Origin of the sequence: Rothia sp. LK2492, assembly GCF_040946345.1 — a bacterium.
In the GTDB taxonomy this organism is placed as follows: domain Bacteria; phylum Actinomycetota; class Actinomycetes; order Actinomycetales; family Micrococcaceae; genus Rothia; species Rothia endophytica.
In genome coordinates, this window is sequence record NZ_JAYWLX010000012.1 from 40,008 (window position 1) to 55,519 (window position 15,512).

The window sequence follows — 15,512 nt, forward strand, 5'->3', positions numbered from 1 at the left end:
TTATTGAAGTTTCATTAGATGGCTTTATTAGCCCTAGACGAGTACGGTGGTACCTCGTGACTACTGAAATGCTTCCCACCATACTATTGGGCGCCACCACAGGGCTTTCCCTCATTGTTGCTATTGGCGCCCAGAATGCCTACATTCTGCGCCAGGCGATCATTGGGAAATTTGTGTGGCCTATTGCTATTTTCTGCATCCTTTCGGACGCTCTGCTCATTGGGTTAGGCGTCTTTGGCATCGGTAAACTCGTGGATTCTGCTGCTTGGGTTCTAGAGCTAATGCGCTGGGGTGGAGGGCTCTTTCTCATCTGCTACGGTCTACTTGCCGCCAAACGCGCTTTAAAGCCCAGCGCAATGACTGTAGTCACCGGCCAAGATGGGCCTAAAACTGTGGGCAAAGCACTGCTGATTGCTGCAGCCATGACCTACCTTAACCCCCATGCTTATTTGGACACCATCGTCCTGCTGGGTGGCATTGCCAATCAGCAGGGGGAGAACCGCTGGCTTTTCTATGCTGGCACCGTAGTTGGTTCCACGCTCTGGTTCAGCTTGCTGGCTAGCTGCAGCCGCTTCTTGCGCCCCATCTTCGCCAATCCCCGCGCCTGGCGTGTTCTGGACGCCGGTATTGCCGCACTCATGTTCTTCCTGGCCTACAAAATCATGTTCAGCAGTTAGGTAGATATTCCCTAGGATGACCGGCTGCCGTACCTCTTTAATGATGGTCATATAAGAATTCATCGCTGTATTTAGAATCCAAGCTGGTCCGAGCCACGGGTGAGCCCAATGCGTATCACCTCGTGAAGACATAAATAACAGTTTATTGGCCTCATGTAAGCATACTGGTGACACCTGGAAGTGCCGATAGTTTTACAGTGCCGCCAGAGACCAGCTCATCGTATGCCACTGCCCCGGATTTAGCAGCTCCAGATCTTTACCGGTCACAAAGGCATTTGCAGGAGCACTCATTGGTTCAACAGCAACCCCACGGCGGGCTGTTCCATCGGTATAAACCTGCACCCATCTAGTACCCTCCCCCATCATCAACAGGGTTCCACCGCTGGCACCACGCAAGGTTACGGCTGTGCCGATAAGACCACCAAACCCATGGTCAAGATTCACACCGGCAAGCGGGCGCTCCACACAGAAATCAAGGGTGCTGCCAGCAACCGAGTGCTCCGCTACAGGAATCATTTGGTGGTCAGTTTCTAGGTAGCGGGTAGCGGGCAGTTCAAGGCTCCACCTATCAATCACACCCTCTGTCTCAGCCTGACCATCAGCAAGCAGATAGGGGTGAAAACCCGCGGCATAGCACCTCAGCCAGGGGGTAGTTGGTCAGTTTCAGACTCTCGGTGAGCACCTCAAAGGGTTCTCCCGGTGCCCACTGCCCTACCACGTACCCAGCGTTGTGGGTGGTGCGGTTTCGGTAGCCGGTAGGGGCAGGTAGAGCAGTGGTGCAGCGTCTAAAGGCAGCTAACCAATTAACCCCAGGGGGTATCTTGCTGGTCGGTGGTTGACGTTTCGTCCAGGTTTACGCCGGTTGCCGCATCAAAGAAGTGCAGACGGCCCGAGGGGGAAATCCAGAGCTGGTCATACTGCTTGATGGAGCTGCGACCACCCACGCGCAGGATTACCTGGGCAGGGCGTTCGTCGTTGGTGGTATTGAGCTTGACCTCTGAGGAGAGACCAAGGGAAGCGTAGACATAGGCATCTGCGCCCAGCTCTTCCACCAGGTCTACATGCACCACGATGCCCTCACCTTCGGCTCCGATAGACAAATCTTCGGGGCGCACACCGATGCTCACGGTGTCACCGGTCAGGCGGGAACGCTGCGCCTCAGATAGGGGAATCACGGTGTTACCCAGATGAACACCGGCGGCATCGACCTTGCAACGGAAAAGGTTCATGGAGGGTGAGCCAATGAAACCGGCAACGAACTCGTTAGTGGGCTTGTCGTAGAGGTTGGATGGGGTGTCCACCTGCTGTAGCAGACCGTCCTTGAGCACGGCCACACGATCCCCCATGGTCATCGCCTCGGTCTGGTCGTGGGTGACGTAGACGGTGGTGACACCTAGCTGGCGGGTGAGTTCCGAAATCTGGGTGCGGGTCTGCACGCGCAGTTTTGCATCCAGGTTTGAGAGCGGTTCATCCATGAGGAAGGCGCGGGGCTCACGCACAATAGCGCGGCCCATTGCTACGCGCTGGCGCTGACCGCCGGAAAGCGCTTTGGGCTTGCGATCCAGGTACTGGGTAAGGTCAAGTAGCTTAGCTGCCTCTTCTACGCGGCGGTTGATTTTGTCTTTGGGGTACTTGGCGACCTTGAGGGAGAAGGCGATGTTTTCGCGCACGGTCATGTGTGGGTAAAGCGCGTAGTTCTGGAAGACCATGGCGATGTCGCGGTCCTTGGGGGCGATGTGGGTGACGTCCCTCCCGCCGATGGTGATGGATCCGTCGGTGACATCCTCAAGACCGGCAATCATGCGCAGGGTAGTGGATTTGCCGCAGCCTGAGGGGCCGACGAGCACCAGGAACTCGCCCTCTTTAATATCGAGGCTAACGTTGGATACTGAGGCGCGCTCGGCACCGGGGTAGTGGCAAGTTACATTTTCAAGGGTGACGCCTGACATGGTGCGTCCTTTCTAAATTTTGGGGGCTGACCTTAGTCAGCGGAGGTCTCGAAGAGTATGTTGATAGAGTCATTCACCGCGGAGAGGGTGGATGCCGGCTTGCGGTTGGCGTAGATATCCTCAAATGCCGGGGTGGTGAGCGCTCCGATGTCGGCGCCGTAGTCGGTAATGGGGAAGTAGACCACGTCGTTGCGGGTTACCGGGTCGCTGAAGGCGGCGGTGTCCAACCCCAGCTTGGAGTAAGCCTCGGTAGCGATGGGGGTGGCGTCCTTCCGCGAGGGAAAGACCACGCCTTGCTCACCGATGACGCTCTGGCACTGGTCAGTTGCCATGAAGGCCACCCACTCGGCGGAACCTTCGGGGTCATTGGTATTGACGTTGATGGAGTCCGCTAGGCCGTTCATCATGGTCTTGGAAACACCGGTGTCGGTGTTGGTAGGGAACTCAGCTAACCCAACCTCAAAGCCTGCCTTGGCGTAGGTGGTAATCATCCAGGAGCCGTTGAATGTGATAGCCGCCTTGCTGGAGGTCAACTGAGGTGCTGCACCTTCTGACTGGGGGAAGACGCCGAAAGCCGGCATGTAGCCCTTGTCTACCAGCCCGAAATACCAGTCAATGGTGCTCTGGAAGGTAGGGTCATCAAGGTTGTAGTGGTCACCCCAGACGGGCTTATTGGTTGCTTCCCAGCCGGTAGCAGCGGCAAAGCCGGACCATTGGCCCTGGCCGAAGGTGGAGCCACCAGATTCGGAAAGACCAAGACCGTAGACAGCTACCTTGTTCTTATCGAAACCGGGCTCGTCGCCACGAACACCGTTCTCATCGATGGTCAGGTGAGCAATAATCTGCTCAAAGGAGCCACCGTCTGCAGTATTGAACCCCCAGTTTTCCAGGTCTTCGGCGGTGTAACCGGCCTCCTCAATCATTTCCATGTTGTAGAAGGCGGCGATGGTGTCCCAGTCCTTGGGCATCCCGTAGAGGTTACCGTCAGGTCCGGTCCAGATTTCGGCAAGACCTTCTTGGAAATCATCGGTATTGACGGCGGCGGTTGCCTCAATTTTGTTGAGGGGTTTAATAACCTCAAGGTTGACGTACTGAGCGTACTTAGAGGCGTGGTTGGTGAATACGTCCGGTCCCTGATCGGCGATGAAACCGGCGGTGAGCTTCTGCCAGTAGTCATCCCAGCCGTACTGGGTGATAACCACCTTCTTGCCGGTCTGATCCTCGAACATATCAGCGCACTGCTGGTAGCCGGGAATCTGCCCGGTGTCCCAGAGCCAGTAGTCGATGGCACCAGCGGTGGTACCTTCACCACCGTCGGACGGCGCGCAACCGGTCAGCGCCAACATGGCGGTTGCTGAGAGGGCGAGCGCTCCACGGAATTTAGGGAATCGTTTGAAAGCCATTGTTCGATCCTTACTTGAGGCCGTTGAAGCCGATGGAGTTGACGATGCGCTTTGCAAAGAAGGCAAAGAGGATCATCATGGGCAGGGCGGCGATGAGGGTGGCCGCCATGAGACCTGCCCAGTCGGTGCCGAGCTGGGGTGACTGGGCGCGGAAGACACCGAGGGCGACGGTGAGCACTCGGGAGTTGTCGGTGTAGGACACCATGAGCGGCCAGAAGTAGTCGTTCCAGGCAGCAATGTAGGTGAGGATGCCCAGGGTTGCCATGGGCGCCTGAGCCATGGGCAGGATGACCTTGAAGAAGATTCCGAGGCGGGAGATACCGTCAAGCAGGGCAGCCTCTTCAATTTCGCGGGGGATGTTCATGAAGAACTGGCGTAGGAAGAAGACCGCGAAGGGGGTCATGAACATGGTGGGCAGGGCGATACCGAAGATGGAGTCGATGAGGCCCAGCTCTTTGATGAGCACAAAGTTGGGTAGCAGGGTAAAGATGGAGGGCACCATGAGACCCGCGAGGAAGGCTACGTAGACGATATTGCTGCCGCGGAATTTGAGGCGGGCAAAGGCGTAGGCTGCCATTGCTGAGAAGAAGAGCTGCCCGGCGGTGACCAGGGTAGCCAGCATGGTGGAGTTGATGATGTAACGCCAGAAATTCATGGTGGTGACGGCGCCGCCTTCAGCGATTGCTTCTTCTGCGGTCTGCATACCAAAGACTCGTTCAAAACCGCCAGTGGAGAACTCCGGGGGCAGTGGGTTTGCCGGGTCTAGGTAGAGGGAGGAGTTGGTTGAGAGCGCGGTGCGCAACATCCAGTAGAAGGGCAACAGGGTAACCAGCATGATGATGACCATGGCAGTCCAGGCAAAGATTTTGCCCCAGGGGGACTTCTTGCGGAACTCAGGTTCAGGCGCAGGTGCCGGTTCGGGCTGAACGGGTGGGCGGTTAGTAGTTTGAGTGCTCATGGTCTTAGTCCAAATCTGTGTCGTTGGCGCGGGTGAGCTTGAACTGAATCATGGTGATAATACCGAGGACGATTAATAGGGCTACCGACATTGCCGAGGCATAACCGAACTGGAAGCGGCCGAAGGCGAGGTCGTAGATATACATCTGCAGTACGTTGGTGGCGTTTGCGGGACCACCGCCGGTGGTAACTGCCACGGTGTCAAAGACCTGGAAGGAGCCGATGATGGTCATAATCAGCACCAACGCCAGGATGGGGCGGAGCAGGGGCATGGTGATGGAGAAGAAGATGCGGGTTTCACTCGCACCGTCCATGCGAGCTGCTTCGTAGACGGATTCAGGCAGGGTCTGCAGACCAGCGAAGATTAATAGGGCGGTGTAGCCCATGTGGCGCCAGACGTTAATCATGGCGATGGTGGGAATAGCCCAGAATTCGTCCGTGAGGAAGCCAATTTTTCCAATGCCAACCCATTCAAGGAACTGGTTGAAGACACCGAACTGGGCATCCAACACCCAGAGCCAAACGATTGCGGCGACTACGTTGGAGACCAGGTAAGGAGAGAGCACTACCGACCGCACGAAAGTTGATTTAGTGAGGCGGTGCATGAGCACAGCGATCAAGAGCGCCATGATGGTCTGAATACCGATGTTGAGCACCACGTAGAGCACGGTGACCTTCATGGATCCCCAGAAGATAGGATCCTGGAACATGCGCTCGTAGTTGGAGAGCCCCACAAACTTGGCGGGAGTCAGCAGGTTGTATTCGGTAAAGCTCAGCCAGATACCGCGCAACGTGGGCCACAGGTAGAAGACCACATATCCGAATGCGGCAGGAGCAAGGAAGAGCCAGGGCAGCCAGGGCTGCTGTGCTTTGACGCGACGCCGCTTTGCAGGGCTCGCGGATCGGTGGCCGGTGGCCGATGTACTCATGGTATACCTCTAAGGGTGTATGTGTTGATTGAGGAGTTTTAGAGAGCTGCGAGGTGCAGGATCCGGGACGTTTCGGGCCAAAGACCGGGCAGGAAGAGACCTGCTGAGGCAAGTGCCCTACCGCTAACACGGATGGGCTGTCCGGTGGGCCAGACAGGTGAGGGACGGAAGCCGGTGTGGGCGTCCGCATGCCCGGGGGTTACGTCCCTGATTTCATAGATGGTCTCGGGATCAAGGCCACCCAGACGGAACTTGCCCACGGGGTTGGTCTCTGCGAAGTCCAGCTGGTTAATCCCAAAGAGGGCCTCACGACGATCTGCAGAAACCACGCCGTGAACACCAACTGCCTTATCAAAGAGGTCCATACGCACGATGTCACCGCTGTGCAACAGGGCGCGGTGCTTCTTATGGAAGGCAATCCATTCAGCAAGTTCGGCAAATTCTTCAGAAGAAGCTTCGGTGAGGTCCCATTCCACACCCAAGTGCCCCCAGAATGCTGTAGCAGCACGGAAGTGAAGAGTGTGCGTGCGACCAGTTGTGTGAGAGCTACCCGAGGCGATGTGAGAGCCCATAAGCTCGGGTACGATGAGCTGCTGTGTATATCGGTGCATCTGCTGACGCTCTAGTGGGTCGATACAATCACTGGTCCATACCCGATCGGTACGCTGCAGAACTTCAAGGTCCACACGGGCACCACCCGATGCGCAGGCTTCAATTTCTAGACCGGGGAAGTTTTCTTTGATCTCTTCCATCAGATGATAGGCGGCAAGAGTCTGGGCGTGAACACCGGGGGCGCCGGTTGCGGGGTTACCTGCCTCTACCAGGTGACGGTTGTGGTCCCACTTGATGTATTTGATGCCAGGGTTTTCGGTGAGAACGGCAACCATCTGGTCCCGCACATGGGCGTAGGCGTCGGGGATGGTCAGGTTCATGACCTGCTGGCTACGGATGGTCACAGGCTGGCGACCGGCAGGTGCCATAATCCATTCAGGGTGGTCGCGGGCAACGTCAGAATCAGGGTTCACCATTTCGGGTTCAAACCAAAGCCCAAACTCCATACCGAGATTTTCCACGTGCTCAATGATGGGGGTCAGACCGTTGGGCCACATATCGGGTGAAACAGTCCAGTCGCCTAGTCCGGATGTGTCGTCGCGGCGGGAACCAAACCAGCCATCATCCAGCACGTAACGTTCAATGCCTAGCTCCGCAGCCTTATCAGCAAGGTCTTTGAGGCGGTCAAGATTGTGATCAAAGTAGACAGCTTCCCAGACATTGAGGGTCACGGGGCGCTGACGCTGGGGGTGGATCTCACGCGAGCGCAACCAGCGGTGGATACGCGCGGCTTGGGCATCCTGCCCGTCACCGTAGGCGGCATAAACCCAGACACCGGTATAACTTTCACCTTCCTCTAGCACCGCTTCGCCGGGGAGAAGAACCTCAGATCCACCGATCACAGCAACTCCGGTGTAGGCGCGTTCTGCCCAGGAACGGTGATTGCCAGAGAAAGCGGTGTGAACGCCCCAAACTTCTCCGCTCTCAAAACCAAAACCAGGAACGCCAGCAGTAAGCAGGGTAGCGGCATCCGCACCGGTGCGCCCCTTGCGAGATTCACGCAGGTGAGCGCCCACGGTCAAGGGCATGCGCTGGGGAACGCGTTCCTTGCCCCAGTGACCGGCAAGATCAAAGAGTTCACGAGCGTTCGAGGGAAGAGGGTAAACAATGCCCAGTTCGCGCACCTCGTAGGCGCCCTGGCCAATGTTAGTGAGAGTGGCACGGGAGCGGATGAGGCCGCTGGGGAACAGTTCCAAGATGATGGTTACGCTCACCCCGGCATCGGTGTCCACGGTGGTAAATTCTAGGGTTCCAGCACCGCCGCTGAGTAGGTTTTCGGTCTGCTCGGCACCCTCTAGGGTGGCGGTAATGCCGGTAATTTTGAGTTTGGTGGTCCATCCGGCTCCGTTCACGCGCCCACCGTCGATGGCGGGGCGGCCGTGCCAGCCTGCCTCATGCGTGGCGAGCAGGTTCATTCGGGTGGGTCGCTCCTGGTCGTTAATTGCGATGTGCTGGATGTGGCCAAGCGCTAGAGTAGTGGCTTCATCTGCGGAGGTGGGACCCAAATCTGCACCCCAGTGGATAACGGCAGGTAGCTCGCCTTCGGTGATATCGAGTAGCAGGGATACCCCAGCAGCTCGCAGGTGGAGCTGACTCAGGTGTGCGGGGTCGAGCTGGAGGGGGGTGGGTGTCATGGGATGCTCCTGCTAGTTGGGACTGAAACACTTCGGCAAAACCGTTTAATGTTCATTTGTATTTATTTTGTGAAAGTCTACCGAGATTTTTGTTCTACGTCACTATCTCTTCCTTATTTTTTATTTTATATTGTTTTGACAAGTAAGAATACAAATGAATTATGGGTGCCGTAAATGTCTACACCGTCTCTACCCGGCTGGAAAGCAAACAAAAAATCTCAACCACTGTTCATAAATGTTATATTCTGTGCATAATGGGTGGTGAGGTAGAAGATATAAGAAACCGGAGGTGACAGGTGCTCCCCCAGCAACGCAAGAAGCACATACTGCGCGAAGTTCAGCAGCGAGGTAGCGCCCAAGTACAGGAACTGGCAGAAGCCCTCGGCGTTTCATCCATGACCGTGCGCCGTGACCTAGCAGAACTAGAAGACCAGGGTTTACTCTCCCGAACACACGGCGGTGCTATACCCACTCCGTCCTCCCTAGAGCCAACCTTTGCAGAAAAAATGACCCTACATGCGGATGCAAAAACTGCTATAGCACTCAGTGCCCTGCAGTTTGTGCAGGATGGTCAATCCCTGGGCTTCACTGCCGGGACCACCTGTACCCGCATAGCCCAAGAAATAGCCGCCAGTGGCACGTTCCGAAACCTCACCATCGTGACCAATTCTCTGTCTGTAGCTCATGAGTTCTACCGCACGGCAGATACCGGAGCGCACGGGCACCGGGTGGTTCTTACTGGAGGCGAGCATACCCCCTCGGATGCACTGGTAGGCGCGGTTGCCGATGCCACCCTTGAAAAGCTCAGTCTTGACTTGCTCTTTATGGGCGCTCATGGCGGAAGCACTAAGGGATTGACCTCCCCCAACCTTAACGAGGCACGTACCAACGAGACCTTCATGAAGAGCGCAGATACCGTGGTCGCGGTTTTTGACCACAGTAAGTGGGGCACCCCCGGCCTAGCACGCTTTGCCAACTGGTCCGACATCGATATCGCCATTACTTCCTCCGGTATCTCACCGGAGACACACACACTTCTCACCGAATCCGTTGAAAGGCTGGTGGTCGCTTAGTTATGGGCGAGGTACAAGTAAAAATTTCTCGCAGCACCCTAGCGGACGGTCGTGAAATCATCTTTTTTGACGACTCTGAACCCTACCTCTCTGGTGCTAAACAGCGCGACGCCAAAGACCTGCGTCCACTGGATGAGCGCACTCTGCCCCCTCAGGAGTCAGCATCAATCCGCATCGATCCTCTAACCGGGGACTTTGTGACGCTGGCTGCTCACCGCATGAACCGTACCTTCCTGCCCCCGGCAGATGAAGATCCTCTTGCTCCAGCTGGTGTAGGCAGCGTACCCGGTGAAATTCCCGAGACCGAGTACGATGTGGTGGTCTTTGAAAACCGCTTCCCCTCCCTGCAGGGCCCTCTTGCCCTGGTCAACGGTGACCCTCTCAATTTTGAGACCACTCCTGCCGGTCGCTGTGAGGTTGTTAGCTTCACTCAGGATCATGAGGGTTCCTTCGGCACTCTGGGCTTTAAACGGGCCCGCACTGTAGTGGAGGCATGGGCGCACCGCACCGCTGAGCTTTCAGAGTTGGACGGTGTAAAGCAGGTAGTACCCTTTGAAAATAGGGGTGAAGAAATTGGGGTAACCCTGCACCACCCCCACGGTCAGATTTACGCTTTCTCCTACCTGCCGCCTTACACCGCTGCCCTGGTACGACGAGCGGATGATTGGGCAATAGAGCAGGGCACTGACCTGCTGGAGTCAGTACTGGCCTCCGAGCTAGAGGCAGGCGTGCGCATTGTGCGCGAGACCGAGCACTGGGTAGTTTATGTACCCTTTGCGGCTAAGTGGCCGGTGGAGTTTATGGTGATGCCGCGCCGGGCAGCCGCCGATTTCGCGGCCCTTACCTCCGCCGAGAAAAATGATTTGACCGAAGTGTATCTCGACATGCTTACTCGCCTCGACCGTTTCTTTGAAGGAGTCGAGAAGACTCCCTACATTGCTGCCTGGGTGCAGAAGCCCCTGATTGATGGTCAGAATATCTCGCGGATGTTCCTCCACGTCTTCTCGTTGCTCCGCGCGCCAGGAAAGTTAAAGTACCTCGCCGGAGCCGAGTCCGCTATGGGTGCATGGATTAATGACACCACCCCCGAACGTATTGCTGCACGTTTTAAGGAGCTGGGAGCATGACCCCCGTCTGGAAGAAAACCCCTAAGCCCACCGAGCTAATCGACAGGGTAACCCAGGCTTTCAGGCTGGCATTTGGCTACGAGCCGACGGCGGTCTATTCCGCGCCAGGACGTGTGAACCTACTGGGCGAGCATATCGACTATTCCGGTGGTACTGTGTTGCCCTTTGCCTTACCCCAGAGAACCTATCTAGCTGTTACTCCCCGCCAGGATAGGCTCTTGCGTGCTGTAACAGCACAGGGCGACGCTGGGGCTTCAGCATCCTCTTCCCCCCGTGAAATAGAACTGGGTGCGATAGCTCCGGGTGCAGTTGAAGGTTGGCTTGCCTACGTCGCAGGAGTTCCTTGGGCAATGGCTCAAGAGGGGCTGGTAAGCCGCGATGAGCTGCCTGGAGCCGATATTGCCATTGATTCCTCAGTACCGCTGGGGGCTGGGCTATCCTCGTCTGCTGCACTGGAGTGCTCTACCGCCCTAGCCTTTGACGCTTTTGCGGCAGCTAATACTGGCAGGGAACCTCTGTCTGCGAGTGATACAGGCAGGACACAGCTTGCTATCGCCTGCATTCGGGCGGAAAACGAAATAGCCGGAGCTAACACCGGTGGGATGGATCAGTCCATCTCTCTGCGCGCTCATCAGGGGTCAGTTCTTGCCATTGACTGCCGCGATTTTTCAACACGCCCGCTCACGGTAGACGTTGACCGCGCCGGTCTTGCCCTGTTGGTTATGGACACCCGCGCCCACCACAATCTGTCAGACGGCCAGTATGCTAAACGACGAGCAGCCTGCGATTTCACCGCAGATACACTGGGGCTTACCACCCTGCGTGACTACTTTGAAAGCACCCCTACCTTGGCTGAAGCGCATCAGCTGGTAGCTCGCTGGGAAGAACAGGTTACAGCGGGCATGGTTGACCTACCACCCCAGACCGATCTGCCGACCGCCCGAGCTGCCCTACGGCATGCCTTGACCGAAATTGCCCGGGTTGAGGAGTGTCTGGCGCTCTTTAGCACAGCAGAAACCACCGAGCAGACCTGGGCACAGCTAGGAGATCTGCTCAATGCTTCGCACGATTCTTTGCGCGATGACTACCGGGTTTCCTGCGATGAGCTAGACCTGGCTGTCAACGCCGCCCGAGCTGCTGGAGCCCTGGGGGCACGTATGACAGGCGGTGGCTTTGGTGGGTCAGCTATCGCCCTGGTATCTCAAGAGCTGGTACCCACCGTCGCAGAAGCTGTAGCATCCGCCTACGAACGCGCAGGCTTTAACCACCCCGAATTCCTGCTGGCAAGCCCCGCAGCCTCAGCAGCTCAGGACCGCTAGACACCGCCTCGGCTCCGAAAGGCAAACTCGTGTTCATCCCTCGTCATTTTGAAAATCTGGAGGTCCTCCACGAGGGCACCCTAGCACCCCACGCTTACTACATACCAGCATCCGCGAACGCTCAACTCAGTGCCCGCGACCTGGTGTACAACCGCGAGCGTTCAGACAGGTTTACCTGCCTGAACGGCACCTGGGCTTTCCAGCTTTTTGATAGCCCTTACGAGGTTCCCGAGGGATTTTTCGCGGGGGACTACCTCTTGGAGGGTTTTACCGACTTACCGGTACCCAGCGTCTGGCAGAATCACGGGTTTGATAGCCACCAGTACACTAATATTCGTTATCCCTTCCCCATTGACCCGCCCTTCGTGCCGCATGCTAACCCGGCCGGTGCCTACATCCGAGATTTTATCTACACCCCTGTGGCAGAAGCACCCCGGGCCCACCTCAATTTTGAGGGTGTGGACTCCTGTTTTTATGTCTGGGTAAACGGCACCTATGTGGGCTACAGTCAGGTTTCACACGCAACCGCTGAGTTTGATATCACCGAGCATCTGGTAGAGGGTAGCAACCGTTTGGCTGTGCTGGTGCTTAAATGGTGCGATGGGAGCTACCTAGAGGATCAGGATAAGTTCCGCACCTCCGGGATTTTCCGCGACGTCTACCTTCTGCATTGCCCCGAGAAAGCACTGCAGGACTTCTTTATTACCTCGGAACTAACCGGCCTTCAGGCGGGGCAGGCTGAGGGTGCTACCGTGCACATTGATGCCGTACTGAGCGGCGAAGTGTCCACCAGCGTGAGACTACAGGATGCCGCAGGGCAGGTTCTTGCCAGCGGTCAGCTAACCGCTGGGTCAGCGAGGGAGGGCTACACCCACTCGGTGGAACTCGAGGTTTCTGAACCTCACCTGTGGACACCAGAAACCCCCTATCTCTATGAGCTAACGCTAGACACCGAGCACGAAAGAATTGCCGATCGAGTTGGTCTGCGCCAGGTGAGCCTGGAGGACTCGGTGGTTAAACTCAATGATCTTCCCTTTAAGATCCGTGGGGTAAATCGCCACGATTCAGACCCCTATACAGGCCCTGCTGTTAACATTCAGCAGGTCAAACGTGATTTTGAGATGATGCTGGCGCACAACGTCAATGCTGTGCGTACCAGCCACTACCCCGGTTCCCCTTACCTCTACCAGCTGGCAGACGAGATGGGCCTGATGGTCATGGCTGAGGCTGATAACGAAAGCCACGGGCACGAACTTAAATACCTACGCGATGAGGCCTACACTCACAAGGTTGAACACTGGAATGAGTTGGTCTCGGACAACCCCGCTTTTGTTACCGCTACTTTGGACCGTATGCAGCTATGCGTTCAGCGCGAGAAGAACCGCCCCTCCATCCTCTTCTGGTCAGCAGGTAATGAGGGGAGCTACGGGGTTACTTTTGAGACGGCTCTGCACTGGGTCAAGAGCTTTGACCCAACTCGTCTGACCCACTACGAAGGTGCATTTAATGCCGGTAGCTGCCGCATCTATGACTTCTCCCCCCTCGATATCTACGGGCGCATGTACCCCTCCCTTGAGCATATCCGCGGCTATCTTGCAGGAGAGTTAGCGGCAACTACAGCCACCGGCGGTCAGGAAGGCGCAGGGCTTTTGGGCAAGCCCTACCTGCTCATGGAGTACTGCCACGCTATGGGCAACGGCCCAGGAGATCTCGCGGACTACCAGCAGATCATTGACGAGAACCCGCGCATGATGGGCGGTTTCATCTGGGAGTGGGCTGACCACGCTATCTATAAGGGTGCAGACGCCGCTGGACGCAAAATTTTCTTCTACGGCGGGGACCACAGTGAGGGTATCCACGACGGGAATTTCTGTATGGATGGTCTGGTCTACCCTGACCGCACACCCCACACAGGCTTGCTGGAAGCTAAGCAAGTATTCCGTCCTCTGCGGATTACCCACAGCCCCGAACGCGGCGAAATCACCGTACTCAATAATCTGAACTTTAGCGATGCCTCCGATCGGTTTACTTTGCGCTACACCGTGGAGGTCAACGGCAGCGAAACAGAAACAGGCACCCTACCCTTGCCGCCCCTAGCACCCGGGCAGAGTGCAATCCTGCCCTTCACGCCGGCGGTACAAGTTGAGTCCGGGGCTGTCTATGTACGGGTAAGCACCGAGCTCACCGCTGACTTCGCCCCAGCCGGTGAGGTGCTTTTACCCGCCGGGTATTTACTGGGCTTTGATGAGGGCAACTGGGGTACCGGCACTTTCACCCTGCCAGCGACCAATCCCACCGGTGGCAGGGGAATTACGGTAGCTGAGACAGAAACCGCTCTAACCCTGAGCGGAAGTAGCTTTACCTACGTGTTCGACCGTTTTACCGGTACCTTTAGCTCCATGGTCTTTGGAGGGCTAAACTTGTTAAAGAAGCCTATGGACTTACAGATCTGGCGCGCCCCCACAGACAATGATATGTACATCCGTGCTGAGTGGCAGCGGGCCCATCTGGATCAGGCCTATACTCGTACCTATTCGTCAAGCTGGCAGCAGGTAGAAGAAGGTGGGGTACTCATTACTGCTCACCTGGGTCTAGTCGCCTGCACCGTTCAGCGTATTCTGACTGTGGACGCCATCTGGAAGGTAAGTACAGATGGGCAGGTTGAGGTAGAGCTAGCAGTAGTCAAGGACCCAGAGTTCCCATCACTCCCCCGTTTTGGCTTAAGGCTCTTTTTGCCCCAAACTATGGAGGCAGTGCGTTACTTTGGGCTAGGGCCACACGAAAACTACATTGATAAGCGTCAGAGCACCTGGCACGGGCTGTTCGAGAACACTGTGGAGGGTTTGCACGAGGACTACGTCATGCCACAGGAAAACGGGGCTCACTCCGATACCCGTTTCTTGGAGATCAGCGGTGGTGGGCTTGCTCTGACCGTGACCGGTGAGCGGGTCGGGCAGAGCGAGGGTTTTTCTTTTAACGCCTCCCCTTTTAGCGCTGAAGAGCTAACTCGTGCAGTGCGTAACGTGGATCTGTGCCCAGCTGAGGCAACCGTGCTATCCCTGGACTACCAGCAGAACGGTATCGGCTCCAATAGCTGTGGCCCCGAGCTGCTCCCCCAGTATCGCTTCAATGCCACCAAGTTTATGCTAAAACTCACCTTAAACCCGGCGCTTCTCTAACCTCAAAGCTCCTCTACCTTCACTGCTTGCGTTTTTCCCATAAAACGGGCGAAAGCAGAAAGTATATGCTCAGCAAGACCTCTTGCAGGTTCTCCCGCAAGACCAAGTTCAGCATCTGCTGATATCTCTCTGGGAGCAAGGATGCCCGTACTTACCTCAACGATGGAGGGTAGTGTAGCGTCACCAATATCGAAGGTGAAACTGAGCCCATTAGGGAAAGCAGCATGGAGATCAGGTGCAGTCTCTTCGTGGAATCGCAAGGATACTACATCACCCGGTACATAGTGCACTGTCTGCCCTAATAGGGTACTCTCGCCATCCTCATTCTGTTCCAGCAGATACTCTGAGCTTATTTCTATGTGGCTAGTAGATTCTTGACGCAGCTGCTGAGGCCACCACAGGTGAGTGTAAGCAGTAAAGCCCTGCCAAATCTCTTCAAAAGGTAAGGATAGTTCGGCAAACACAGCATGGGTTTGGTGTTCTGTAGCAGGTAGCGGCGCCGTCTCTGCCTTAGGTTGATGTGAGAAGAGGTCCATGATTTCAGCTTACCTTCCCGGTTTCTAGTCCAAGAACACTTAAATGGATACAAAAAAAGCGAGAGGTTCTAGAGTTTTCACTCTAGAACCTCTCGCTTTTAAGCAGCCTATAAGAGC

Annotated in this window: 12 protein-coding genes; 5 read left to right on the forward strand and 7 right to left on the reverse strand. The window is 56.3% G+C overall.

The genetic code is table 11. The features are described 5' to 3' along the window. Positions 1-56 precede the first annotated feature (56 nt). Entirely contained in the window at positions 57-677 is a 621-nt protein-coding gene (locus VVR27_RS11060) for a LysE/ArgO family amino acid transporter (RefSeq protein ID WP_251379656.1), read from the forward strand. A gap of 192 nt (positions 678-869) precedes the next feature. Here VVR27_RS11060 and VVR27_RS11065 read toward each other — a convergent pair whose 3' ends face one another. The 6 genes from VVR27_RS11065 to VVR27_RS11090 form a co-directional block, all read right to left on the reverse strand. Then, positions 870-1,319 carry a hypothetical protein gene (locus tag VVR27_RS11065; protein ID WP_368548413.1) on the reverse strand — a complete coding sequence of 150 codons (450 nt, stop codon included), beginning with the start codon at positions 1,317-1,319 and terminating at the stop codon, positions 870-872. A gap of 161 nt (positions 1,320-1,480) precedes the next feature. Continuing rightward, positions 1,481-2,626 (reverse strand): ABC transporter ATP-binding protein, encoded by a 1,146-nt coding sequence (locus tag VVR27_RS11070; RefSeq protein WP_251379659.1) that lies wholly within the window; start codon positions 2,624-2,626, stop codon positions 1,481-1,483. A 32-nt stretch (positions 2,627-2,658) separates the two neighbouring features. Then, entirely contained in the window at positions 2,659-4,029 is a 1,371-nt protein-coding gene (locus VVR27_RS11075) for an extracellular solute-binding protein (RefSeq protein ID WP_345443123.1), read from the reverse strand. 10 nt (positions 4,030-4,039) lie between these two features. Next, the gene (locus VVR27_RS11080) at positions 4,040-4,987 is read right to left on the reverse strand and encodes a carbohydrate ABC transporter permease (protein ID WP_251379661.1); all 948 of its coding nucleotides are present in this window, start codon (positions 4,985-4,987) and stop codon (positions 4,040-4,042) included. A gap of 4 nt (positions 4,988-4,991) precedes the next feature. Further along, the gene (locus tag VVR27_RS11085) at positions 4,992-5,915 is read right to left on the reverse strand and encodes a carbohydrate ABC transporter permease (RefSeq protein WP_368548408.1); all 924 of its coding nucleotides are present in this window, start codon (positions 5,913-5,915) and stop codon (positions 4,992-4,994) included. A 38-nt stretch (positions 5,916-5,953) separates the two neighbouring features. Next, on the reverse strand, positions 5,954-8,161 hold the full coding sequence (locus VVR27_RS11090) for an alpha-galactosidase (RefSeq protein WP_368548409.1): 2,208 nt from the start codon (positions 8,159-8,161) through the stop codon (positions 5,954-5,956). A 296-nt stretch (positions 8,162-8,457) separates the two neighbouring features. Between VVR27_RS11090 and VVR27_RS11095 the strand changes: the two genes are divergently transcribed. From VVR27_RS11095 to VVR27_RS11110, 4 genes are read left to right on the forward strand one after another with little or no spacing between them, the layout of a single operon-like run. Further along, positions 8,458-9,234 carry a DeoR/GlpR family DNA-binding transcription regulator gene (locus tag VVR27_RS11095; protein ID WP_345443112.1) on the forward strand — a complete coding sequence of 259 codons (777 nt, stop codon included), beginning with the start codon at positions 8,458-8,460 and terminating at the stop codon, positions 9,232-9,234. 2 nt (positions 9,235-9,236) lie between these two features. Further along, complete coding sequence (galT, locus tag VVR27_RS11100; protein ID WP_368548410.1) at positions 9,237-10,361, forward strand: galactose-1-phosphate uridylyltransferase; 1,125 nt, start codon at positions 9,237-9,239, stop codon at positions 10,359-10,361. After that, the gene (gene galK / locus VVR27_RS11105) at positions 10,358-11,680 is read left to right on the forward strand and encodes a galactokinase (protein ID WP_237203094.1); all 1,323 of its coding nucleotides are present in this window, start codon (positions 10,358-10,360) and stop codon (positions 11,678-11,680) included. The genes galT and galK overlap by 4 nt, the downstream gene beginning before the upstream one ends. Before the next feature lie 29 nt (positions 11,681-11,709). Beyond that, positions 11,710-14,859, forward strand: a complete 3,150-nt coding sequence (locus VVR27_RS11110; protein WP_368548411.1) for a glycoside hydrolase family 2 TIM barrel-domain containing protein — start codon at positions 11,710-11,712, stop codon at positions 14,857-14,859. A gap of 2 nt (positions 14,860-14,861) precedes the next feature. Here the strand turns inward: VVR27_RS11110 and VVR27_RS11115 are convergent, their stop codons facing one another. Continuing rightward, positions 14,862-15,395, reverse strand: a complete 534-nt coding sequence (locus VVR27_RS11115; protein WP_368548412.1) for a hypothetical protein — start codon at positions 15,393-15,395, stop codon at positions 14,862-14,864. Positions 15,396-15,512: the final 117 nt, after the last annotated feature.